Below are 23785 nucleotides of genomic sequence, written 5' to 3'. Positions count from 1 at the left end.
TTGCTTAATTGCGCAGTGGTTTACCAGTCTCTAACAAATGACTGATCCGTTCCTGGGTTAATGGCATTGCTGCAAGCTTAATGAATGCATCTCTTTCCAACTTCAATACCCATGCCTCATCGACCAAGGTGCCTTGATTGAGGTTTCCACCGCATAGCACTGCTGCCAATTCATTAGCCATGCAATAATCATGTTGGGAAATAAAACCTCCCTCCAGCCAATTCACCAGGCCGGCTTGTAAGCGTGCATGCCCTTCGATTCCAGCAACTCTAAACTTCTTTTGCAATGGCGGAAGATAATTTGCTGCTTGCAGGGCATTAATTTTTGCTAATGCGGCATATAAAACTTCATCTGCATGCATTACAACTGTGTCAGTACTGCGTAAATAGCCCATTTGCAAGGCATCAGCAGCACTTCCAGCAACCTGAGCGGTGGCAATTTGTTGGAAAAATGCTTGAAGAAAAGTCATTAAATCAGCCTGTTGTGCCTGATAGGAGGCCCGCATCGCCATTTCCTTACAACCACCTCCTGCAGGAATGACACCGACCCCAACTTCAACCAAACCTGGATACGATTCGAAAGCTGAAACAACTGTATCGCAATGCATCATTAATTCACAACCACCACCTAATGCCCTGCCTCTCAATGCTGCAACTGTTGGTATGGCACTGTATTTTAGACGCATGTTCACCCGTTGAAATTGGGTGATCATTGATTCCAGTGCCTGCATGTTATTTTCCTGAATCAGCATGGAAACACCACGTAAGTCTGCACCTGAACTAAAGTTAGAGGCATCATGTTGGTAAACTATTAATCCTCTACACTGTTTTTCTGCCACGTCTAACGCTTCATTCAAGCCATCGAGGACTGACTGTCCCATTGTATTAGCTTTTGAATTAAAGTTAACAACAGCCACGTCATCTTTTAGATGCCACAAACAAACACCTTCATTCTCATAAAGATAAGGGGTGGAGTGAACGGGTTCCTTCAAAACTCTATCAGGGAAGAATTGATGTTTATAGACTGGCAATTTACTTCTGGGGTGATACTCGTTTTGTTGAGGAGAATAAGCACCATCTTCAGTATAAAAGGCTTGAATTTCTGCGAGCCAATCTGGCAATTTAGCCGTGCTTAGAGTGGATTTAGATTCAATGGACTGATTAATGAGCTGAGCCATCTGTTGCAAATCAGCTAGTTGCCAGGTTTCAAAGGGCCCTTTCATCCAACCAAACCCCCATCGAATTGCTAAATCTACATCTCTGACATTATCAGCAATACCTTCTAAATGAAACGCGCAATAATGGAATAAGTCTATAAAACATGCTGCTAAAAATTGCGCTTGCTTATCACTTGAAGTAGTTAAGCTTTTCATACGAGCTACTGGATCTTTATTTTTCATGATCGCTCTCAGCTCATCGCTTATCACTGATTTTGCAGCTCGATAAGAACCTGATTTTATATCATAAACCTCAATAGTCTTACCATTTTTTTTGTAAATCCCCTGGCCAGATTTTTGTCCCAAATGTCCTTCTTTGATTAATTGGCTTAACCATTCAGGCAATCTGAAATGACGATGCCATGGATCTTCTTTCAACTGCTGTTGCATGGTATGAACCACATGCTCCATTGTATCTAAACCAACAACATCCATAGTACGAAATGTTGCGGACTTCGGTCTACCTAATAAAGAACCAGTTAGTGCATCAACTTCGTCTAGTCCTATGTCCATTGCCAGAGCATGATGCAAGGTTGTTAACAATGAAAAAACACCGATACGATTGGCAATAAAATTAGGTGTATCTTTGGCTCTTACTACTCCCTTGCCTAAATGGCTGGTTAACCAGGCTTCAAGATTATCCATCATTTTTTTAGAGGTAGTTTCAGCAGGAATTAATTCAGCAAGATGCATGTAGCGTGGGGGATTAAAAAAATGAACACCACAAAAATGTTCACGATGCTGTTTTGGTAAAACATCACATAAAGCATTAATACCAAGACCCGAAGTATTACTTACTAAAATTGATTTTTCATTCAAGTAGGGTGAGATACGCTTGTATAAATCTTCTTTCCAGTCAAGACGCTCTGCTATGGCTTCTATAATTAAATCGCATGAAGATAAATCTGTAAGATTTTGCTCGTAGTTTCGCGCCTTGAGCAAAGATGCAGTCTGAGCGGTTGCCAGGGGAGCAGGTTTTAGTTTACCTAAATTAGCTATTGCCTTATCAATTAATCCATTAGCTGGCCCTTCTTTGGCTGCTAAATCAAATAATAACGTCTCTATGCCTGCATTAACGCAATGCGCAGCTATTTGTGCACCCATAACCCCTGCACCCAGAACCGCGACTTTCTTTATGAAAAAAGGTTCCTGCATTATCGTATCCTCTTTTTTGTCATGAAAATAAATTCATCCTGATGTTAAAACCTAACCACAAATAGCTCGCATTGCGGGCTATTTGTGGCACGCTCTGAATTAGGCTTCGCTAATACAGGCTATAAAACAAGATCAATTTTAAGATAATGTAAATCGAATACCTTGAGCCAATGGTAATTCATCACCCCAATTAATTGTATTCGTTTGACGTCGCATATAGGCTTTCCATGAATCAGAACCTGATTCACGACCGCCTCCGGTATCTTTTTCACCACCAAATGCTCCGCCTATTTCGGCACCTGAAGTACCTATATTAATATTTGCTATACCACAATCACTTCCCCAGGCACTCAAAAAACGTTCCGCATTTTTCAAGTTTTGAGTAAATAAAGCGGAAGATAATCCTTGGGGAACACCGTTTTGCAACTCAATCGCTTCATCTAGTGAACTATAGGACATAACATATAAAATTGGAGCAAAAGTTTCTTCCTGAACGATATCCCAATGGTTTTTCACATCGACAACGAGGGTAGGTTGAACAAAAAATCCGGGTTGTTTTAGTACCTCGCCACCAAACACTATTTGACCACCAGCCTCTTTTATTCTGACTACGGCTTTTTCAAATTGCTCAACAGCAGCCTGATCAATGAGAGGCCCCATTAAATTACGTCCATCCAAAGGATCGCCAATAGTAATTTGTTCATAGGCATGCTGCAGTCTTTTAATCAAATCATGATATTTGGATTCATGAACAAATAATCGACGTGTTGAGGTACAGCGCTGCCCTGCAGTTCCTACAGCGCCAAAGACTACCCCAGGAATAGCTAAATGAAGATCAGCCGATTCATCAAGAATAATTGCATTATTCCCACCCAACTCAAGAATGGTTTTACCAAGTCGAGCTGCAACCTTCGCAGAAACCTGTTTTCCTACTGCGGTAGACCCCGTAAAGGAAATAACCGGTATACGCGGATCATTAACCATAACATCAACAACATCATGTGAACCAGGAATAATTAAACTGAATATCTCGGGGCAATCATTTTCCTTTAAAACCTGATTACAAATATGTTGAACGGCAATTGCACAAAGGGGTGTTTTTGCAGAGGGTTTCCATAAGGTTATGTTTCCGCATATGGCGGCTAGAAATGCATTCCAGGCCCAAACAGCAACAGGAAAATTAAAAGCTGAAATAACAACTATGATTCCATAAGGGTGCCATTGCTCATACATTCGATGATTCGAACGCTCTGAATGCATGGAATTTCCATACAACATACGCGATTGGCCCACAGCAAAGTCAGCAATATCTATCATTTCCTGTACTTCACCATCACCCTCTTGTTTGGACTTACCCATCTCCAAAGAAACCAAACTGCCCAATTTATCTTTTTGCTCTCTCAATGCTTGACCAATTTGCCTTATAATTTCTCCACGTTTTGGAGAAGGAACCTTTTTCCAGGCTTGAGCTGCTTGTTCAGCCCGACTCATCACCTGCTCATAATCGTTAAGAGAACATGGGGAAATTTCCGCAAGTTTCTCGCCATTTGCAGGACTGTAAGAAACCAGGTTCTTTTGATGATGTTCACTATGCCAACCTTGGCCACTAAAAGCCCCTGGATTAACAGAGTGAATTTTAAGTTGATTTAATAATTCCATAAAGCGCTCCTAAGCGTAGTATTTACCGAACCGATTCTCCAGCACGTTTGCTAATTTGAACTCTTCTTGTAAAATCAGTCCCTTATACTCATTTGATTGGCCCAATACCAAATCAACTACCGCGCAGACTCCCGATGCTGTACTGACCTGAATTGCAGACCATTCCAAGCCGCGTATCACTTCAGGATACACTTTTTTCACATAGCTTTTTTCAGTCAGCTCACCGTGCTTAATTCCTTCCACCGTAACATAGACAATAACAATATCCTGATAGGTTTTAGGAATTGCATTTTCAAGAATTTTCTTTAAGGTAACTCGATCTTCATTTAAACGTAAGTCATTCATAAGCAAACGCATTTTTTCACAATGGCCAGGATAGCGCATGGTCTTATAATTCATAGTTTGAACTTTGCCAAAATATAATTCAGCCAAACTACCCAGACCGCCAGAAGTGTTAAATGCTTCATATTCGCAACCATCTATCTGGATAGTCTCTAGACCTTCAAGAGGAGCCATGATTATTGCTTTTCCAGACTCTATACCATAGCAAGGGTTTCCATACTCATTAATAACTCCATCAGTTGACCAGGTTAAAGAGTATTGGAGTGCATTATTTGCTCTTTGCGGCAAGGCACCTACTCGTAGTCTAGCATGGAAGCACTGTTCAAATTCCTGCATCAAACTATTTGCAGCAATGCTGATAAATCCTGGAGCTAATCCACATTGAGGAACAAATGCTGTTTCTGCGTTTTCAGCAATAGCTTTAACAGCCTCCGTAACAGACGTATCCTCAGTTAAATCAAAATAATGTGCTTTTGCAGCCTTCGCAGCCTGTGCAACATGAGTATTTAAAAAATAGGGTAAACTTGAAATAACGGCGATAATATTATGTTTCTTCAGATAGGTTTCTGTAGACTGTTCGTCCTTAACATCCAAAGCAACGGTTTTAATTTCAGGTAATGCGGCTAATAATCTTTTTACATCCGATCCACTAAATTCAACATCGGCCAAGTGCACTTGATAAGAGCCACTATCTGCCAACAAACAAGCAATTAAGCTACCTATCTTCCCAGCACCAGTAATCATTACGTTATACATACAATCCATCTCCTTTGTAAACGAGATAATCGTACACAAAATATTAAGTATTGGATAGAGATAATTGGCCATTTAAAATGATATTTCCCAACGATACCTGATCTATTCTCCTGTAACCTTCTATAGTTCTTGACCTCAGTGCCGTACTCATTTATCTTGACTACTTTAATCAATTCGATTATCACATGAAGCAAGCTGCTATCACCAGTTCTGAATTCTTCGATACTGTAACCAGATCACACTATGTAATCTATATTTTTATATTTTTTGCTGGATTATTAGCGCCTTTGGGATTTGCTCCTTTTCACATGCCTGGGATTACCATTTTAAGCATGGCATTCCTTTTTTCTGCGTTATTGAATTGTTCTGTTAAGCAAAGCTTTATTTTAGGCTTTGTTTATGGAGTGGGTTATTTTGGTTTTGGTGTTTCCTGGGTTATCGTCAGCATTCATGACTATGGTCAATTAAACTACCTATTATCAGCGTTAGCTACTCTTCTTTTTGTATTCTATCTGTCTTTATTTCCTGCTTTAGTGGCCTATATTTTTAAATTATTTGAAACCTGTCATAATAAATTTTCAAGCATCCTTTTATTTAGTTCCTTGTGGTGTCTTAGTGAATTTATTCGATCAAATCTGTTTAGCGGTTTCCCCTGGTTATTAATCGGTACAACTCAGATTGATACCCCTTTACGCTACCTTGGCCCCCTTTTTGGTATCTATGGTTTAAGCTTATTGTGCTCTTTTTCTGCTGCTTTATTAACGATCGCTGTCCATGAAAATTCGATCAAACGTTATTTTTATCTGAGTCTATTTGTTTTAATTCTGATTATTCCCTCGCTTGGAAAAAATCTTCATTGGACCGACATAAAAAAAGCTCCGGTGACTGTTGGTGTTGTTCAAGCAAATTTATCAATGCGTGATAAATGGGATGATGCTCTTTTCTGGAATTTATTAAAAATTTATAGACAGGCTATTGATAAGCTTTTAGGGAAACAGTTAATAATTTTACCAGAGTCAGCAATCCCCTTACCCGCAAGCTATCTGGAAGAATATCTACTTAAATTGAGTAAAAAAGCGTTAAAAGCCAGAAGTGCATTAATGGTAGGAATTTTACAGCCGGTTAATGACAGGGAAACCAATTATTATAATACCGTAATCAGCTTAGGGTTAGCTAAGGGTGAGCACTTAAAGCAACAATTAGTTCCATTTGGTGAATACATTCCGGCACCATTTGTTGCAATAAACCGATGGCTTAAGTTACCCGAGCCCAATATTTTACCTGGAAAGAAAGGTCAGCAATTAATAACAATAGCAAATAACCCTATTGCCAGTCTTATCTGTTATGAAATAGCTTATCCTAATCTGCTAAGACTTCAGCTGCCTCTGGCTCGATGGATTGTTTCAATCAGTGATAATGGCTGGTTTGGACGCTCTTTAGCCAGTTATCAACAACTTCAAATGGCACAGATTCTTTCGTTGCTCACTGGACGATTCCAGATTGTTGTAAATAATGATGGTTTGTCCTCTATCATAAATAATAATGGTGACATAATTGCAGGATTACCTCCATTTAGCTCTGGAATTTTAGAAGGGGAAATTTTCCCTGCTGAAGGAATTACACCATGGGTATTTTGGTATGACTATCCAGTGCTAATTTTCTGCTCATTTATTGTATTTTATATACTTATTTTGCAGCTTCGCCAACGCAGAAAGAAATAAGCTATTGCTGGCGAGGACAAGAGGAGTTATCCTAGCGCTTCACCGTCACTTGATTAATTGGACTATGGATAATACCTATAAACCCCAAGAGGTTGAAGAACAAGCCCAGCAATATTGGCATAAAAAACAGTCATTTAATGTTACTGAAGATTTAAACAAAGAAAAATTTTATTGTTTATCTATGTTCCCCTACCCCAGTGGAACCTTACATATGGGACATGTTCGTAACTACACTCTTGGAGATGTTATCTCCCGCTATCAACGCGCTTTAGGAAAAAATGTTCTTCAGCCCATAGGTTGGGATGCTTTCGGCTTACCCGCTGAGAATGCCGCTATCAAAAATGGAATACCACCAGCTGAGTGGACCAGAAAAAATATAGCCGCAATGAAAGAACAGTTTTTACGCCTGGGCAATGCTTATGACTGGAAGCGTGAAATCGCGACTTGCGACCCTGAGTACTACCGTTGGGAACAATGGTTTTTTATCCGATTATTTGAAAAAGGTCTGGTTTACAAGAAAAATGCTGTAGTTAATTGGGATCCAATCGATCAAACTGTTTTAGCCAATGAACAGGTGGTTGATGGCCGCGGATGGCGGTCTGGTGCTCTGGTAGAGAGAAAAGAAATTTCACAATGGTTCATTAAAATAACCTCTTATGCAGATGAGCTTCTCAACTCCCTGGATACCCTCGATGAGTGGCCAGCCCAAGTAAAACAAATGCAGCGCAATTGGATTGGTCGATCTATCGGTACTGAAATCTATTTTAGTGTGAACAATTACCCTAAACGGGTAAAAGTTTATACTACTCGACCTGACACACTTATGGGGGCAACGTATCTTGCTGTTGCTACTGATCACCCTATAGCAAAAGAAGCTGCAGCTAATAATCCAGAAGTAAAAGCATTCCTTGACAGTTGTCAGGGCACCAAAATGGCTGAAGCAGAACTGGCTACGATGGAAAAACGTGGCATTGCAACAGGCATGAGCGCAATTCACCCCATAACCGGTAAAGAGCTACCCATATGGGCTGCAAATTTTGTATTGATGCAATATGGTTCCGGAGCAGTTATGGCAGTTCCCGCTCACGATCAAAGAGACTGGGAGTTCGCTAAAAAATATAATTTGCCCATTGTTGAAGTAATTAAACCTGAAAATGAATTTAAACACGATTTAGGCCAGTCAGCCTATACCGGTGAAGGCTCTCTGATAAACTCACATCAATTTGATAAATTACATTCATCGCAAGCCATTGAAGACATTACCAACTATCTTGAAGAGCATGAAGCAGGTAAAGCCACTATTAATTATCGTCTTCGTGATTGGGGTGTATCACGACAACGTTACTGGGGCACACCTATACCCATGATTTTATGTGAACAATGTGGTTTGGTGCCTGTTCCCGATGAAGAACTCCCAGTAGTACTACCTGAAAATGTTCAGATTACAGGTGCTGGCTCCCCTCTTGCACAATGTAATGAGTTTGTGAACGTCTCATGTCCGAAATGCGGTCAGGATGCAAGCCGTGAAACGGATACTTTCGATACGTTTGTTGAATCATCCTGGTACTATGCACGCTTTGCATGTAAAGGTCAGGAAAATGCAATGCTTGATGACAGAGCAAAATATTGGACACCTGTCGATCAGTATATCGGTGGAATCGAACATGCCGTCATGCATTTGCTTTACGCACGCTTTTTTCACAAGCTGATGCGCGATGAGGGTTTGGTAAACTCCGATGAACCTTTTAAGGCACTCTTAACACAGGGCATGGTTCTAAAAGACGGACATAAAATGTCCAAGTCTGTCGGGAATGTAGTCGACCCAAATCATTTGATAACTACTTATGGGGCAGATACAGCTCGTCTATTCGTTATGTTTGCCGCCCCTCCTGAGCAGTCTTTAGAATGGTCTGACACTGCAGTAGAAGGTGCGCATCGTTTCCTCAAACGTTTGTGGACATTTGCTCATCAACACCTAAATATGCTCATTGACATTAATGACATAATTTTGAGTGGTAATGGTCATGTTGATTGGCAAAACGCTGAAAGTCGATTAAAAAAATCGCGTCACATCGTTCATCAGATTCTTGCCCAGGCCACCAACGATTATGAGCGCAATCAATTCAATACTGTTGTCTCAGGTTGCATGAAACTCTTCAATGAAATATCCGGTTACTCTATTGAAACAGAAGAGGATAAGTTTTTTGTTCACTCCGGTATGAGTATAATCTTGAGATTACTTGCACCTATTACTCCTCATATCTGCCATTATTTATGGCAGCAGTTAGGCTTTGAAAAAGCAATTATTGATGCCCCTTGGCCAAGAGTAGATAAAGGTGCGCTAAAAACAGATGAAGCAGATTTTGTCGTGCAGGTGAATGGCAAACTGAGAGCGCAATTTACTGCCAGTGTAGATACCGCAGAAGAAGTACTGATTGAAACCGCCAAGCAGCATGTCCAGGATTTTATTATTGATAAAACAATAAAAAAATCTATTGTTGTCGCTCACAGGCAATTAATCAATCTGGTTGTTGGTTAAAATGAAAAAAAAAACGTTTGTCTTCATTTCAGTTCTTCTTTTATCTGCTTGTGGTTTTCATTTGCGTGGTTTAACCGATGTACCTGAATGGCTGGATAATGTTTCTATAATTTCCAGGGATGGAAACAAAGAATTGGTTTCCATATTAAAATCCCATTTAGAAGGCTATAAGATCTTGGTTAACCCTGAGCCAGCTCTTGCCAAGTATTGGCTCATCATTAACAAAACCACTTTTCAACAACAGATAGTAAGTGTTGGTGTGAGTACTAATCCAAGACAGTACCAACTTATTCTCACTGTAGAGTTTATGTTGCAAACCTCGAAAGGACAAATTTTAAAGGCACCCAGATTCGTAGCAGTAAGTCGACAACTTACCGTTAATAACGATCGCATATTAGGCTCTAATGAAGAAGAAACCGTTTTAATCAGTGAAATGAGAAGAGAAGCAGCAATCCAAATAATTAATAGATTAAATCGAAAATAATTGCCCAACCGATGATTTTTTCTTTATTATGGCAGTAATCGTAGCCTTATTTGCGGCGCATAGTACGGCTACACTTGCTATAATTTATCAATTATATTCATATTAGATACGATCTTTGGACTCATAAGAAACAACATGCAAATTAAACAACAAATGCTCGCCCAGCAGTTACAAAAAAAAATCGCCCCACTCTATGTCCTCACGGGCCAGGAGCATTATCTTCTTGATGAAAGTTTGCATACTTTAAAATCCTTTATTAAAAAATCCTACGATTTCGATGAAAAAATTATCGCGATACAATCAACAGAAGATTGGTCAACCGTTTTAGAAGAGGCGAATAGTTACTCATTATTTTCCGATACTGTCGTGTTAAATATTTTTTATGATAAAAAATCAATCGATGCAGCCGGGAAAAAAATCCTGACAGAATATCTTAAAGTAATTAATTCCCGCTGCTTTATAATAATCAGGGCTCCTAACATTCCAGCAAATCAACTGCAATGGCTCTACAGTAATGAACATGTTGTGCTTGTAGTAGCATATCCACTAAATGCTGAGTCAATGAAACATTGGATTGCCAACCAGCTTAAAAAGAACACCCTCAATTTTGAACATCAGATACCTGATTTAATTTATCAATACACTCAAGGCAATATGCTGGCTTGTGCCCAGGTTATTGAAAAAATTGCCTTATCCAGCCCATCTAACAGCCAAATTAACGCTCAGCAGGCTTTGGAACATTTATCTGATCAATGTGCTCAATCTCCTTTTGAATTAATTGAAGCATGTCTCATGGGTCAAGCAGATAAAGCCATTCATATACTAAGGCAGGCAGCAAATAATAAAACAGAAGCAACATTGATTTTATGGATGCTTTCCCAGGAAATAAGAGTGCTCTTACAATTACTATTTAGCACGCGACAAAATCTGGACTTTAAAACCGCTTGCAATCAACTCAAAATATGGCCTCAACGAATTAATCTTTATAAATTAAGTATCCAAAGGTTGAATAGCTCAGGCCTGAACCAGCTATTACATTACTGTAAAACAATCGATGAACAGATTAAATCAAATCAAAATACTCAAGTATGGAACTCTTTAGAAAAGCTAGCCCTTTCTCTGTGTATGGGAACTCTATGCACAGTATAGCTATTTTAGGTGGAACCTTTGATCCCGTACATAATGGACATATACAAACAAGTCTTTCTATCCAATCTAATTTTAAATTTGACGATTTCTATTTTCTTCCTTGTAAAGCCCCCACTTTAAAGCTTCCAACTTGTGCCCGCCCAGTACAAAGAATTGAAATGCTTCAAATTGCAATAAAACATTATCCTGATTTCAAGCTGGATTTAAGAGAAATTCGGCGTGACTCCCCCTCTTATATGGTCGAGACATTAGCGAGCTTTAGAGAGGAGATGAAAAATACGGCAATTACTTTGATTATGGGATACGATGCCTTTTTATCATTACCTCAATGGCATCAATGGCATCGAATAATTGAATTAGCAAATCTACTGGTTATTAATCGCAGTCTATTTTCTAAACACCCGATACCAGAAGCCATAAAAAAACTTCTTATACAACATGAAACCAAGCGTAAGACACAACTGTTAACACAGCCAGCAGGAGCTGTATTTTTATTTAATGCAGGAAACTATGAAATTTCTTCAACACATATAAGAGATGATCTTAAAAAAAACAAGTCAGTAGAAACTAGGCTGCCTGGTGAAGTATATGAATACATTAAGACACAGGAACTGTATCAATAACGGTTTCAGCAATATTTTCGGTTGTATCCACCGTCTTCAATTTTTTAATAAACTCAGGCAAATGGGCATAAAGCAAGTCGACTGCCGGGTCAAAACGAGCATAGAGCATGGATTCCTTAGAGTATTCTTGATAAGGCAAAGAAGTCATTTTAACTGCAACCATAATCAGTGCAACAATGAAAACTCCTCGCATAAAACCAAAGAGCATACCTAGAGTTTTATCAGTTCCACTCAAGCCAGCACGCTTTAATATGAAACTCAATACAGCATTAACGACACCACCGACCAGCAAGGTAGCAAAAAGAATAATAATGAATCCAATTGCAGTGCGTGCCGATTGCTCTTTTATATAGGACTGTAACCAGGGATCCAGACTTTGGCAGTAGGTATATGCGAGCCAAAAAGCTAATATCCAGACACATAATGCCACAAGTTCTTTTACGAAGCCTCTAAATAAACCGGTTAGTACTGATAAACCGATAGCGGCAATAATGGCTATATCAATCCATTGCAGCATGACTAGCTAACTCCGGTATTCACTACAAAGCCTTTTAATTGCATCGCAGTGGCTAGTTGAGTTTTTAGTTTTACTGCATCTGTTTTATGTGGCGACTGACCCACGTAAACCTTGTAAACTGGGCCCTGTTTCCCTTTAATTTTGGTATAGTTCGCTTTATAACCTTTATTACGCAGCTTATTAACTAAAGCCTGAGCATTGTTAAATCGCGAAAAAGAAGCTAATTGTACCGCATAGACGTCTTTTCTGACTGGTGGTTTACCATTGGATTTGGCAATTTTTTTAACAGGAGCAACCTTGGTAACCGCTTTTTGTTTTAAAGCGACAGTTACAGGTCGTTTAGCCGATTGTTTAGCGGCTTCTTTTGTAGTATTGGCAGCATCATTTACAGCAAGATGAATAGGCTCTGCTTTACCGTTAGAAGCCACTTTTGGAACACCTGTGATTCGGTTGGAATTGATCAAGTTTGATTTAACAGGCTCAGCTCTTACAAGTTCAGTTAGCTGCCTGTTTTCTGATACATGAGGAATTTCAACTCTTGCCACTTTTATGGTTTTAAATAGTTCTTTTTCATCAGTTAAAACAACATTGGGGGACAATGGCTTAGGAGGTAATTGTACGTTACTAAAATTACCATCAAGATGTTGGCTTGATTTTTTCATCACTGCAGGAGCGAAAATTGCTCCTAATGAAAGAATTACGGCTAACCCGACTAAACGATGCTTCAGCTTCTCATCCATTACCAGTTTCATAGAATCTCCTTCTGCTCCAATATGTTATGTTGGGCAGCCATTACATGACCAACCGTAAAAAATGACCCGTAAACCACAATTAAATCTCCTTCCCTAGCTTGACTTAATGCAGTTTGAAAAGCAACAAGGGGACTAGTATAACAAACTTCCACAAAAATTTCTGCATCATCAAAAATAGAGGATAACAAAGACGCGCTCGAAGCGCGTTTATTATCTAATTGTGCAGGATACCATCGATCAACACAATCCCTTAAGGGAGAAATTAAACCTAAAATATCTTTATCTTTTAAAGCTGAAAAAACAGCATGTACCTTGCCTTTTATTGCTTTTTTTTGAATCGTCTCAGCCAATAATCTGGCTGATTGTCCATTGTGAGCAACGTCGTATAATATGCTAATACTGCCTTGAAAAAACTGCAATCTCCCAGGAACACTTACTTTATTCATCGCCAAATAAATATGACTTAGAGATACCGGTAAATCCTGGTCTAATAACAAACAAGACATTATGGCTGCTGATGTGGATTTTATATGAATTTTTGGTTTAGGTAGTTCTTTAAATTGTTTGCCCTGACAATTAAACTCTAAAAAATCACCCTGTTCATTAATAGAAAAATCCGTATCATAAAAATAACTGGGCGCGGCACGATCTCCAGCAGCTTTGATAATACTTAATGGAGGGTTAATATCTGCATAAATAAACGGTTTTCCCTGCCGCAGTATCCCTGCTTTCTCGTATCCAATACTCTCTAAAGAGGCTCCCAAATACTCCTGATGATCATAATCTATGGTTGTGATTATCGATACATCGGCATCAATGATGTTAGTTGCATCCAGTCTTCCGCCCAAGCCCACCTCAAGAATAATAACGTCAAGGTGGTGTTGCTTAAAATAAAGCAATGCGGCCAAAGTAGTGAATTCAAAATACGTAAGGTGTACAGGGTCACGAGCTTCTTCAATAAGATTGAATGCTCGACAAAGGTCGTCATCCGGTATCGGTTTAAGATTCACTCGGATGCGTTCATTGAAATGGATTAGATGAGGGGAAGTATAGGCACCTACCTTATAACCTGCAGTATGGTAGATCATTTCCAGGGCACTAACTGTCGATCCTTTTCCATTAGTACCCGCAACAGTAATGACTTTACAACCTAAAGTTTGTACGCTTATTTTTTTGGCCACCTCCAATACTCGGGTTAGGCCAAGCTGTATTTCCTGATTATTCCTGTTTTCTAGATCATTTAGCCATTGATTTAAATTCCACTCACTCCATGGTTTGTGCAAAAAAATTCTCCGTGGCTTTATGAGTTAATTTTGATACCAATTCAGAGACAGTAGAACGAAGATTTTTACGCTCAACTATCATATCAATATGGCCATGTTCCAACAGGAATTCACTGCGTTGAAATCCTTCTGGCAAGGTCTGCCTTACAGTTTGCTCTATCACTCTTGGACCTGCAAAACCGATTAATGCATTAGGTTCGGCAACAATCACATCACCAAGGCTGGCAAAACTTGCTGAAACACCACCCATAGTAGGATCGGTCAGAACAACGATAAAGGGTAATCCTGTTTCTGCAAATTTGGCAAGTGCTGCTGATGTTTTGGCCATTTGCATCAGAGAAAATAGCCCCTCTTGCATTCGGGCACCACCACTTGCGGTAAAGCAAATATAGGCTCTATTTTCTGCCGTTGCTGCGGTGATTGCACGGACAAACTTCTCGCCTACTGTGGCCCCCATCGAACCGCCCATGAAACTGAACTCAAAAGCACTGACCACTACAGGTTGCTGAGATAAGCTACCTGTAACAACAACCAAGGCTTCTTTTTCACCCGTTGCTTTCTGAGCCTGTGATATTCTATCTTTGTATTTTTTTGAATCACGGAATTTTAGTCTATCCTGAGGCTCTAAATGTGCAGCAATTTCCTCTTGACCGCCTTCGTCAAGAAATTGTGCAATTCTAACTCGTGCAGATACTCGATGATGAAAGTTGCAAGAAGGACAAACCATTAAATTTTTTGTCAATTCAGTACTGTAAAGTACCTCATTACACCCCAAACATTTAACCCACAAACCCTCTGGAACTCCTTTTTTTTGTGAGGTCTCTGTTCTTATTCTTGATGGTAATAGCTTTTTAAACCAGCTCATAAATTAGAACCTATATTAAGAATCGGTTTATAGTATACACTGAAAAAAACATATTCTTAATATCTATCTTTATTCTGATGTGTCTAAAATTTCAATTTTATTATTCGTTAGATCCATGAAAAAAAGAAACCCGTTCTGCTCTGAGCAACAACGGGTCATTAAAATTTCAGGAGCAGGTTCAACTCCTGAGCTGTTAATGCATTTGTGGGGATTGAAGTTCTATCACAACCTCCTGTTCCGGGACTTCGGATATACTTTTTTTCAGATCTTGAAGTTTAGAATGTAAGGACTCGTTGTACCGCTCTTCTCCGACTTTAGCCCGAGGAGAAAATTGGTCCTGACCTATATCAATCTTATCTAGCAATTGTAACCTATTCTCCTCACTACTGTCTTTTTTATAATTCTCAAATACATCCGTTAACTCATTCACGTATGTTTCCCTCACCTGTGCATCCGTTTTATAACCAAAACATCCGAAAGTTAAGGCTGCAAAAGATCTGAAGAAATCTTTCAACCAAAACTTGTGTGCACGTTCTGCAAGATACTGTGGAAAAACACCCGATCTATCTGTAAAATATTTATCCATTAAGCTTTCAATAGGACTAGTCTCCAGTTTAGGACCCGTCTCCCGTTGAGGTTGCTCTTCTGGTATAGCATCCGGAGCAGGGCTAAAAAATTCCAGTGATTGGTCTGGACTATCTGGACTAAGAATATCTTTTTGCACAGCTAATTGATTTTCGTTATTCTTAATCAATTTTAATTTTTCCTGAATTTCTAAGGAGTCAGAACTCTTAAGCTCATTTAAGAAAGTCCCCTCACGTGCTTCAAATTGCTTAATCTCAGCTAATAATCCGTGTCGTTCTCTTGAATGAAATCTCTCAATAAACCCACTCGTCTCTTCAAGTATTACGTCTAACTTGAGTGGAATAAAATACTCTTTCAGTGGTTGAGCGATTTTAGATATGTGTTGGTATTTTTCCCTGATTGATTCATTGGTATGTTTCTTAAACTCAGCTAAAGGTCCAAAAAATTGTTCAATTTCCCTGATTTGTGAGTCTCGATCTTCTTTAGTGTCTGGTCTGACACTAGAACCATTCAACTCAGGATATTTACTCTGCAGCATTTCTTCAAGAGCAGCTAACTTATGCTTGGCTATGCTATCGTTGATGGCTGTCATTAAACCAGCATTAGTTTCTTGAAGTTTTTTTACAGCAAAATCCAAACCTACGGGCTCATTCTTCAACTTCACATTTCTTTCCTTCAATGCTTCAAAATTATCTCTTACTCTTTTTAATTTACTACTGAGCGTCTCAGATTTATCGATATTATTTTCTTCTGATTTGAGCTTATCTAAATTGCTTACTAAAGCCTTGAGTGAATTCCCAATATTCTTTTGAAGTTCAGCACCGGATTTATCTCGAAAATTCTCACGATGATTCATCATGTCATCAACATTTATTTTCGTAATTTCATCCTTCACGCTTTCATAATATTTCAGAGCCTCACCATGCTCCATTTTGTCTATTTCTTCACTAATGGCCTCTAGTTTTTGCTGTGCCTGTATAACCTCCTCAATCCTGAAGGCAAGTAAATGGCTATCGGAAGAAACCATCGCCAGACCATGATCAATCGTATTAATTTTTTCTTCCAGGGTAGCGAATGTGAGCCTTTCGTCAATTGCAATTTTTCTGCTTTCCAAGCTATTTAGTTCTTCATTCATTGTTGCAGTCAGGCTTTGTAGCGTTTCCTCTGTTTTCTTTACTTCGGCTTCCAGTTTGTTTTTTTCCTGCTTAATACCTTGGTATTCTTCTTGCAACTTCCATAAATTACCTTCTCCCAGCAGCTGTGGTGAAGATATGGGGGAAATTGCCTCAACTGTTACATCTATTTTCATTTCCTGGTCTATTAAATCAATTTTCCTAGAGATGTAGTCAATTACATCGCCTAAATCAGCTTCTAAATCGCTGGGGCCCAAGAGGCTGGAATAGTGGCTGTAATTGTTATACAAATTTGTACGGTTAAAGCCATACCAACTGGCGGCAGTCTGCTCATTTACATACATCCCGTCAATGAAAGCAGCTATTTCATCATTACATTCCAGATTTTTTATCAAGCGGTCTTTTGGAACTTGTCCAGAAGGCATGTACAAACCTTGTTCTTTTTCCAAGACCGTTTGATATTGTTTTAACTCCTCAAGAGATGTTTGCAGTAGTTCCTTACGTTGCTCACTTTTTGATTTGATAGCCTCAAGACCATCTTCTTTGGATGGTATTTGGGCTTTTATTGTGCCTATTTGTTCTTCCAAAGCTCTGATTTGTGGCGAGTACTGCTTCTTTATTGTTTGCACAGCAGCAGGATACCGCTGGTGAATGAGTTGAGATTGGTATTTTGCCGATACTTCTCTGGGACGCGAGTTCTCATGCATTTCTTTAAATGCCTCTTTAGTACGCGTTCCAGCTTCTTCTAATATCCTTTTCCTTCCCATTTTAGATTGTTTTGCCTGTTCATAGTGTAAATCAACTACTTTTGCATTTGCCTTATCTAAAAGAGCCTTTATGGTGGTAATTTGATCCTTGTTAGCTTTAACTTTAAGGTCTAATTTTTCCCCGGCATCACTACGCGCTTTTTCAAAAGCCGATAGATGATCTTTTGTTTCTAAGGAAGGTATAGGATTGGCTGTTTCAAAATTACTAACTTTTGTATCTAACAATTTTTGATGTTCTAAAAGTTTCGCCTGAGAACTCTCAATTTGCTTGATTAGTTTATCATAGCTGTCTATTTGATCATCAACAAATGAATGTTCTGGATTGTCAATTAACGATTGAATCTCTTCAGGTATAACAACTGGTTTCAGAGAAGATACGGCTTGTTCAAGCGATTTTTCAAAATCGAATAGCGATTTAGAATCTGTAATGTATTCCTGTAGGAGTTGTTTTTGTACTTCAATTATCTGTAGGTTATTTTGTTTTAAATAATTTATCATGTCCTCAGTTGTGTTGTACGTTCTCTGCAAAGAAATACCAATGTTTTCATCCAATATCTTATAATTAGGCTTATTATAAACCTCGGACAACTTTGCTAAGTTTTCCTGAGATGTTTGGTTTTCATCTGCAAGTGAAAAAATATAAGCTGATGCAGAGACTTTTGGTGGTAGTTTTTTTTCTAAATTAGCTTTATTCCATTTTTCGTTATAGGATCTAAATGATTCTGCTGCCTCATCAAAAAGCTTCGAATAGCCGTCTAAAACTTCTAATTTTTTCTCCAGTTCAGCATAGTCTGAGTTTAATGGCCCTTGAAAATATTTATAATACATTTGAGGATTAACCTTATCAAATGTTTCATCCATATTCTGTTTCCATGCAGCTTGGCTATCCCTTTTAACCTGGATACCTTTTACAGCTGTACTCACATGTTCAGGAGTGTGAGTTTCATAGACCTTGAGGCGATGCTCCAGTTTTTTCTGCAACCCTGTTAGAGTCTGTCTTATCCCATCCTTAACACCCTTTGGTATGGTTATGTTATCAAGCACTTCCTCGTCTAAAGCAGTATTTAAAAAGGTCTGTAATGCCAACCCTACCTGATTCGTTTGCTCATCGATAATTTTAGGAACCCAATTTTCATCTAAAAATTGGAAGGCTTCTACAATTGCTTTCTGATTCCAAATTGCAGATGCATAGCCCCTGGAAGCATAATGAGCAATATTCCATACTGCTTGAAGAGCAAGATTGGAATATTCCGCTACGGCCTTATTGTCTGGGTAATTTACAAAATTTGCTTCAGGAAGAAGTTCCCTGTTAACGAACATCTGTGCAGACATTTTAGTATCATCGAGTCCTTCACGATTCTCAACTAACTCTTGTCGATTATTGATTTCCACTATTTCTTTTTTGAGCTTGTTTAACGCTGCAAATATATCACTAGGCATACATCCCCCATTACTGGATTGTGTTGTAATAATTAAAACAACATTATTTAATTACTATTTTATGCCTCATTTATTAAGTAAACATGAACAACGGGGGGGTGTTTATTTTTTTTACACTTTTGTTACATTGCAAATCTGGACTTTTAACAACTTTTTAATAAGTCGTGCTTATGTCCAGTATTGTAACTGTGCAACAGAACTGTTGCGACGTTTTAACGCGGCACCATTCTCGATTGCTTCTCCTAAGCCTGCAATCGATGTGATTTGACAAAGCTCAGGATGTTTTGGTTACCGTGAAATTTATGAGCGCCTCTGACAGATCACAACACATCGTGAATTTTAAATGACGAATTAACACAATCACGGCTCTTCTTAACTCTGATGTCACTGCACGTGGGTTGAATTTAAAATTGCAGTCGTCAAACGAGCAATATATATTCTTGATGAGTGTAAATACAACACATTGATTATATTAACCAAAATAACTCCTTTTTTAAAAAAATATGCACAAACTCCTAAAGTTTTTTTACAATTTTCCGATAACTTTGGTGGGTACAGTAAATTTCCAATAAAAAAATGAGTTTACTGAATCGTAAATGTCCCAAACCAGGGATTCAGGTCTGAGGAGACTATAATCATGGCTCAAGTAATTAATACAAACGTAACGTCGCTAACTGCCCAACGGAACTTGGGGGTGTCAGGAAATGCGATGTCTTTGGCAATTCAACGATTGTCATCTGGCTTAAGAATTAACAGTGCAAAAGATGACGCCGCGGGTCTTGCAATTTCTCAGCGTATGACAGCACAAATACGCGGTATGAATCAGGCCGTAAGAAACGCGAATGACGGTATTTCTCTTGCTCAAGTAGCTGAGGGTGCGATGCAAGAATCAACTAACCTTCTGCAGCGTATGCGTGAACTGGCAGTTCAGGCAGCAAACTCAACCAATAACAGCTCTGACCGTGCATCAATTCAATCTGAGGTCAATCAACTAAAAAGTGAAGTCGACCGTATCGCATTAAATACGCAGTTTAACGGTCAACGAATTTTGGATGGCTCGTTCTCTAATGCCAGCTTCCAGGTTGGTGCTAACGCAAACCAAACCATTAGCTTTTCCATAGGTAGTGCCAAAGCATCATCAATTGGTGGTATCGCAACTGCAACAGGTACTGAAGTTACAGCTGCAGTTGCTGCAGACATTACTGTTTCAATCGGTGGTGGCCCAGCTACAAGCATCAACTCTTCTGCAAATTTTGCAGGGACTCTGGCTTCACAGGATGGCACCTCTGCTTATGCCAAAGCGGCAGCACTAGCTGATGCCGGCTTTTCAGTAACTGCCTCAACCACAGGTACTCAAACACTAGGAGGTATTGGGGGTACGGCTGCTGATACTTACAACTTGGATATTAACGGGGTATCAATATTCAGTGGTACAGACGTAGCTGTAGCGTTAACCCCTGATGCCTTACGTGATGCGATAAACGGCGTGAGCAACCAAACAGGGGTTATTGCCAGTCTCAATGGTGGCGATTTGACTCTGACTGCTGCTGATGGCCGGAATATTACGGTTGTTGAAAGTGGTGTTGGTTTTGTCGCAGGTACTGATGGTATCACGGTAACAGGTGGTGATTTTGATGACGCATTACGCGGACAATTAACAATCAATGCAGCAGACAGCATCGCCCTCGGCGGTACTGTAGCTAACATTGGACTTGCTGCAGCCATAGCTAAAGATACTATCGGTATCGATTCATTAGATGTAAGCACTGCTGCTGGTGCACAGACTGCAATCATGAGAATTGATGCGGCTCTGGGTACGGTCAACGCCAACCGGGCAGATATGGGGGCATTGCAAAATCGTTTTGATTCTACAATTGCCAACCTGCAAAACGTATCAGATAACCTGGCAGCTGCCCGAAGCCGTATCCAGGATGCTGACTATGCTGCTGAAATGGCAAATCTGACTAAAAATCAAATCCTGCAGCAAGCAGGAACAGCGATGTTGGCACAGGCTAATAGTATGCCTCAATCTGTACTAAAACTGTTAGGATAAGACACAGCAATTCCAGTGCAGCATTAGTTGCACTGGAATTCTTTAGTTTATACTCTAGCTGTATTCGGGGTATAAAAGGAGTAGGAAATGAATATTGAATCTGTAAAGCCAGTCCCAACAATAAAAAATGAAACCGTAAAATCACCTGAAATACAAAGTCAATCGGTTACTAAAACCAGTGATAAAACCAGCACTACGAGTCCATTGGTGGATTCAGATATGAAATACACTCTCGATGAAGCAACAGGATTGCTCCAGGCGATAGTAACTGACAAGATTACAGATAAAGTGATACGTAAAATGCCTTCGGATGAATATTTGCATTTATTAAGTTTGCTTGATGAAATAATTAATGGTTCTATAGATAAGCACATTTAATAAATGAATCTATTTTGTTTATTACCTGACTACTGATTAATAACACAGATAAGGGATATTATGAGTCTATCATCACCAGGGATCGGATCAGGCCTTGATGTTAAGACCCTCGTTGAGGCCTTGGTTAAAGCTGAAATCACGCCGCTACAAACGCGGCATGACAATAAATTAACCAGTGTTAACACTGAACTGTCGGCTATAGGTCAACTCAAAAGTTCATTGGCAAACTTGCAAACATCACTGAATAATTTATCCGATGTAACTAAATTTTATAATATGAAATACTCGGTTAGTAATGTCGATTTTCTATCGGCCACCCTAACTTCGCAGGCGACTAAAGGCACTTATCAGGTAGAAGTTGAGGCACTGGCACAACAACAAAGTCTTGCGAGCACTTATTTAAATCCAACAAGTGTAGGTAGCGGCAATATAACCATTAATTTTGGCACCTATAATCCTGATAAAACGGTATTCACCGCGAATGGCGATGCAGCACCAGTGAATGTTACTATTGCTCCAGGAAGTGACAGTCTTGTTGCAATTCGCGATGCCATTAACGATACCAACTCAGGAGTCACTGCCAGCATAGTCCAGGATAGTCTTGGATCGCGGTTAACCCTCACCTCATCAAAGACAGGTGAAAATTATGCAATGCAGGTCAGCAGTAGCATTCCAGAGCTAAATTATGACCCTACAATGGGTAATAACGCTTTAACTGAAACTATTGCTGCACAAAACAGCGTGGTTAAAATAAACGGGTTATCCCTTACTCAAAGCACCAACCAACTCCAGGATGCAATTTCTGGAGTGACCATTAATTTAAAGAAAGCAGAACCTGGAACGATAACTACGCTAACAGTGGATGACAATAAAGATCAGTTGACCAATCTAATAAAAGATTTTGTAAGCAAATACAATGACAGTATGACTTTTTTAACCAATTTAACGGGATATAATAAAGACACCAAACAAAGTGGTTTATTCCAGGGTGACCCCCAATTTAGAAATTTGAAACTTAATTTAGGCAAATGGGCAACTTCTCCTCTGGTTAAAAGTACCAATTCAATTCAATCTTTGGCTGACCTGGGTATTACAACCACAGAAAACGGTTTGCTGGAACTAAATCAGGATAAATACAACACCGCCCTTAGTAATCATTATGCTGATATTGGTGCCTTATTTGCAAAAACGGCCACTCCTACTGACAGTAATATACGTATCAACTCAGTTAATGCGCAAGTTCCGGCAGGAAAATATGATGTATTTTTAAGCGAGTTTACCCCTGGCGTGAACATGGCTGGCACTATCGGTTCTTTTCCCGCAACGTCAAGTGATGGCATCACCCTTAACGGGAGCGATGACCTGGGCGGACTATCTATCAAAGTACTTTCAGGAAGTGATGGCTCTCGCGGTCAAATTGTGGTTAATGATGGCATAGCCGTACTGATGAATCATTTTCTCGACTCTTACATGGACACTGCTGGTGATTTAAATCAACGAGCGGAACAATTAAACAAACAAGTCAATCTATTAAGTAAAACCCAAACTCAGATAAATGCCCGAAGTGTTAGCGTGCAAAACAGGTATCTAAAACAATTTAATGCTCTGGATGTTTTGTTAACCCAAATGCAAAGTACCAGCAGTTTTCTTACCCAACAACTGGCAGCTTTACCAAAATTTAATACTAAATAACACAAGGCTATGCTCATGAAAAATCCATATACCCAAGTTTTAAATCAATATAAGTCAATTGAATTACAAACGCGTATAGATACCGCCTCTCCTCATGAGCTTATAGAACTATTACTACAAGGGGCGCGTTCTCATATAGCCACAGCCCAAGGTAATATTCAACGTAATCAGATTAGAGAAAAAGGCGAGCATATTGGAAAAGCCCTTAATATCATTGAAGGATTAAAGACAAGCTTAAACCACGAACAAGGTGGTGACATTGCTATAAATCTATTGCAGCTCTATGACTACATTCAACATATACTACTAAAGGCAAATTTAAATAATGATGAAGATTTATTAGTGCAATCCAATATACTACTTGCGGAGGTACATCAAGCCTGGCAATCCATTAATTCCAATTCACAAGCCAAAGAAAAAGGATAGCTGACGAACTATAATTTAACAGACAACAATCATTTGTCTTTATTTTACCTGCCTCGCGAATTACTCTGGCCTGTAGACAATAAGTATTCATTAGTTTCACATAAGTATATGTATGCCTGTTTCGTGCGGATACATCAGCTCACAAAGACGACAGTTTTTCGCCAATTTTCAAAAAAAAACCTTAAATCAGAATGGATGAATGACTTTAAACAGTAAAGTTATTTTTAATTATGCCGTTAAAGAAGTTAAA

Annotated in this window: 17 protein-coding genes; 9 read left to right on the top strand and 8 right to left on the bottom strand. The window is 39.2% G+C overall.

The genetic code is table 11. The features are described 5' to 3' along the window. Positions 1 to 4: 4 nt before the first annotated feature. From HRS36_RS08250 to HRS36_RS08240, 3 genes are all read right to left on the bottom strand, one after another. Entirely contained in the window at positions 5 to 2371 is a 2367-nt protein-coding gene (locus HRS36_RS08250; protein ID WP_173236930.1) for a 3-hydroxyacyl-CoA dehydrogenase/enoyl-CoA hydratase family protein, read from the bottom strand. A gap of 138 nt (positions 2372 to 2509) precedes the next feature. Continuing rightward, positions 2510 to 4030: an L-piperidine-6-carboxylate dehydrogenase gene (gene amaB / locus HRS36_RS08245; RefSeq protein ID WP_173236929.1), complete on the bottom strand. Its 1521-nt coding sequence runs from the start codon at positions 4028 to 4030 to the stop codon at positions 2510 to 2512. 9 nt (positions 4031 to 4039) lie between these two features. After that, positions 4040 to 5128: a saccharopine dehydrogenase family protein gene (locus HRS36_RS08240; RefSeq protein WP_173236928.1), complete on the bottom strand. Its 1089-nt coding sequence runs from the start codon at positions 5126 to 5128 to the stop codon at positions 4040 to 4042. A 185-nt stretch (positions 5129 to 5313) separates the two neighbouring features. Here HRS36_RS08240 and lnt point away from each other — a divergent pair, with 185 nt between their 5' ends. From lnt to nadD, 5 genes are all read left to right on the top strand, one after another. Continuing rightward, on the top strand, positions 5314 to 6849 hold the full coding sequence (gene lnt, locus HRS36_RS08235; RefSeq protein WP_173236927.1) for an apolipoprotein N-acyltransferase: 1536 nt from the start codon (positions 5314 to 5316) through the stop codon (positions 6847 to 6849). 64 nt (positions 6850 to 6913) lie between these two features. Beyond that, the gene (leuS, locus tag HRS36_RS08230; protein ID WP_173236926.1) at positions 6914 to 9388 is read left to right on the top strand and encodes a leucine--tRNA ligase; all 2475 of its coding nucleotides are present in this window, start codon (positions 6914 to 6916) and stop codon (positions 9386 to 9388) included. Position 9389: 1 nt separating this feature from the next. Continuing rightward, positions 9390 to 9872 (top strand): LPS-assembly lipoprotein LptE, encoded by a 483-nt coding sequence (locus tag HRS36_RS08225; protein WP_173236925.1) that lies wholly within the window; start codon positions 9390 to 9392, stop codon positions 9870 to 9872. Positions 9873 to 10007: 135 nt separating this feature from the next. Continuing rightward, entirely contained in the window at positions 10008 to 11021 is a 1014-nt protein-coding gene (holA, locus tag HRS36_RS08220) for a DNA polymerase III subunit delta (RefSeq protein WP_173236924.1), read from the top strand. Further along, positions 11009 to 11644, top strand: a complete 636-nt coding sequence (gene nadD / locus HRS36_RS08215; RefSeq protein ID WP_173236923.1) for a nicotinate-nucleotide adenylyltransferase — start codon at positions 11009 to 11011, stop codon at positions 11642 to 11644. Before holA ends, nadD begins: the two co-directional genes overlap by 13 nt. Here nadD and HRS36_RS08210 read toward each other — a convergent pair. From HRS36_RS08210 to HRS36_RS08190, 5 genes are all read right to left on the bottom strand, one after another. Beyond that, the gene (locus HRS36_RS08210; RefSeq protein WP_173236922.1) at positions 11619 to 12161 is read right to left on the bottom strand and encodes a CvpA family protein; all 543 of its coding nucleotides are present in this window, start codon (positions 12159 to 12161) and stop codon (positions 11619 to 11621) included. The genes nadD and HRS36_RS08210 overlap by 26 nt on opposite strands. A 2-nt stretch (positions 12162 to 12163) precedes the next feature. Continuing rightward, positions 12164 to 12913 carry an SPOR domain-containing protein gene (locus tag HRS36_RS08205; RefSeq protein WP_173236921.1) on the bottom strand — a complete coding sequence of 250 codons (750 nt, stop codon included), beginning with the start codon at positions 12911 to 12913 and terminating at the stop codon, positions 12164 to 12166. After that, positions 12910 to 14196, bottom strand: a complete 1287-nt coding sequence (folC, locus tag HRS36_RS08200; RefSeq protein WP_173236920.1) for a bifunctional tetrahydrofolate synthase/dihydrofolate synthase — start codon at positions 14194 to 14196, stop codon at positions 12910 to 12912. The genes HRS36_RS08205 and folC overlap by 4 nt, the downstream gene beginning before the upstream one ends. Further along, the gene (gene accD / locus HRS36_RS08195; protein ID WP_173236919.1) at positions 14177 to 15061 is read right to left on the bottom strand and encodes an acetyl-CoA carboxylase, carboxyltransferase subunit beta; all 885 of its coding nucleotides are present in this window, start codon (positions 15059 to 15061) and stop codon (positions 14177 to 14179) included. The genes folC and accD overlap by 20 nt, the downstream gene beginning before the upstream one ends. Positions 15062 to 15254: 193 nt before the next feature. Next, positions 15255 to 18986, bottom strand: a complete 3732-nt coding sequence (locus tag HRS36_RS08190) for a hypothetical protein (RefSeq protein ID WP_173236918.1) — start codon at positions 18984 to 18986, stop codon at positions 15255 to 15257. Positions 18987 to 19623: 637 nt separating this feature from the next. Here HRS36_RS08190 and HRS36_RS08185 point away from each other — a divergent pair. The 4 genes from HRS36_RS08185 (at position 19624) to fliS (ending at position 23535) form a co-directional block, all read left to right on the top strand. After that, a complete protein-coding gene (locus HRS36_RS08185; protein WP_173236917.1) occupies positions 19624 to 21039 on the top strand; it encodes a flagellin N-terminal helical domain-containing protein in 1416 nt (471 codons plus the stop codon). An 87-nt stretch (positions 21040 to 21126) separates the two neighbouring features. Beyond that, a complete protein-coding gene (locus tag HRS36_RS08180; RefSeq protein ID WP_173236916.1) occupies positions 21127 to 21417 on the top strand; it encodes a flagellar protein FlaG in 291 nt (96 codons plus the stop codon). A 60-nt stretch (positions 21418 to 21477) separates the two neighbouring features. After that, positions 21478 to 23109, top strand: a complete 1632-nt coding sequence (fliD, locus tag HRS36_RS08175) for a flagellar filament capping protein FliD (RefSeq protein ID WP_173236915.1) — start codon at positions 21478 to 21480, stop codon at positions 23107 to 23109. A gap of 9 nt (positions 23110 to 23118) precedes the next feature. Continuing rightward, on the top strand, positions 23119 to 23535 hold the full coding sequence (gene fliS, locus HRS36_RS08170; protein WP_173236914.1) for a flagellar export chaperone FliS: 417 nt from the start codon (positions 23119 to 23121) through the stop codon (positions 23533 to 23535). Positions 23536 to 23785: the final 250 nt, after the last annotated feature.

Origin of the sequence: Legionella antarctica (assembly GCF_011764505.1) — a bacterium.
In the GTDB taxonomy this organism is placed as follows: domain Bacteria; phylum Pseudomonadota; class Gammaproteobacteria; order Legionellales; family Legionellaceae; genus Legionella; species Legionella antarctica.
The sequence above is the reverse complement of the archived record's forward strand: the minus strand, read 5'-3'. Positions and strand labels throughout refer to the sequence as shown.

What these genes read in the sequence shown, in the direction of transcription:
- HRS36_RS08250 (WP_173236930.1), bottom strand. Translation starts at nt 2,371, where the DNA reads ATGCAGGAACCTTTTTTCATAAAGAAAGTCGCGGTTCTGGGTGCAGGG.
- amaB (WP_173236929.1), bottom strand. Translation starts at nt 4,030, where the DNA reads ATGGAATTATTAAATCAACTTAAAATTCACTCTGTTAATCCAGGGGCT.
- HRS36_RS08240 (WP_173236928.1), bottom strand. Translation starts at nt 5,128, where the DNA reads ATGTATAACGTAATGATTACTGGTGCTGGGAAGATAGGTAGCTTAATT.
- lnt (WP_173236927.1), top strand. Translation starts at nt 5,314, where the DNA reads ATGAAGCAAGCTGCTATCACCAGTTCTGAATTCTTCGATACTGTAACC.
- leuS (WP_173236926.1), top strand. Translation starts at nt 6,914, where the DNA reads ATGGATAATACCTATAAACCCCAAGAGGTTGAAGAACAAGCCCAGCAA.
- HRS36_RS08225 (WP_173236925.1), top strand. Translation starts at nt 9,390, where the DNA reads ATGAAAAAAAAAACGTTTGTCTTCATTTCAGTTCTTCTTTTATCTGCT.
- holA (WP_173236924.1), top strand. Translation starts at nt 10,008, where the DNA reads ATGCAAATTAAACAACAAATGCTCGCCCAGCAGTTACAAAAAAAAATC.
- nadD (WP_173236923.1), top strand. Translation starts at nt 11,009, where the DNA reads ATGCACAGTATAGCTATTTTAGGTGGAACCTTTGATCCCGTACATAAT.
- HRS36_RS08210 (WP_173236922.1), bottom strand. Translation starts at nt 12,161, where the DNA reads ATGCTGCAATGGATTGATATAGCCATTATTGCCGCTATCGGTTTATCA.
- HRS36_RS08205 (WP_173236921.1), bottom strand. Translation starts at nt 12,913, where the DNA reads ATGAAACTGGTAATGGATGAGAAGCTGAAGCATCGTTTAGTCGGGTTA.
- accD (WP_173236919.1), bottom strand. Translation starts at nt 15,061, where the DNA reads ATGAGCTGGTTTAAAAAGCTATTACCATCAAGAATAAGAACAGAGACC.
- HRS36_RS08190 (WP_173236918.1), bottom strand. Translation starts at nt 18,986, where the DNA reads ATGCCTAGTGATATATTTGCAGCGTTAAACAAGCTCAAAAAAGAAATA.
- HRS36_RS08185 (WP_173236917.1), top strand. Translation starts at nt 19,624, where the DNA reads ATGGCTCAAGTAATTAATACAAACGTAACGTCGCTAACTGCCCAACGG.
- HRS36_RS08180 (WP_173236916.1), top strand. Translation starts at nt 21,127, where the DNA reads ATGAATATTGAATCTGTAAAGCCAGTCCCAACAATAAAAAATGAAACC.
- fliD (WP_173236915.1), top strand. Translation starts at nt 21,478, where the DNA reads ATGAGTCTATCATCACCAGGGATCGGATCAGGCCTTGATGTTAAGACC.
- fliS (WP_173236914.1), top strand. Translation starts at nt 23,119, where the DNA reads ATGCTCATGAAAAATCCATATACCCAAGTTTTAAATCAATATAAGTCA.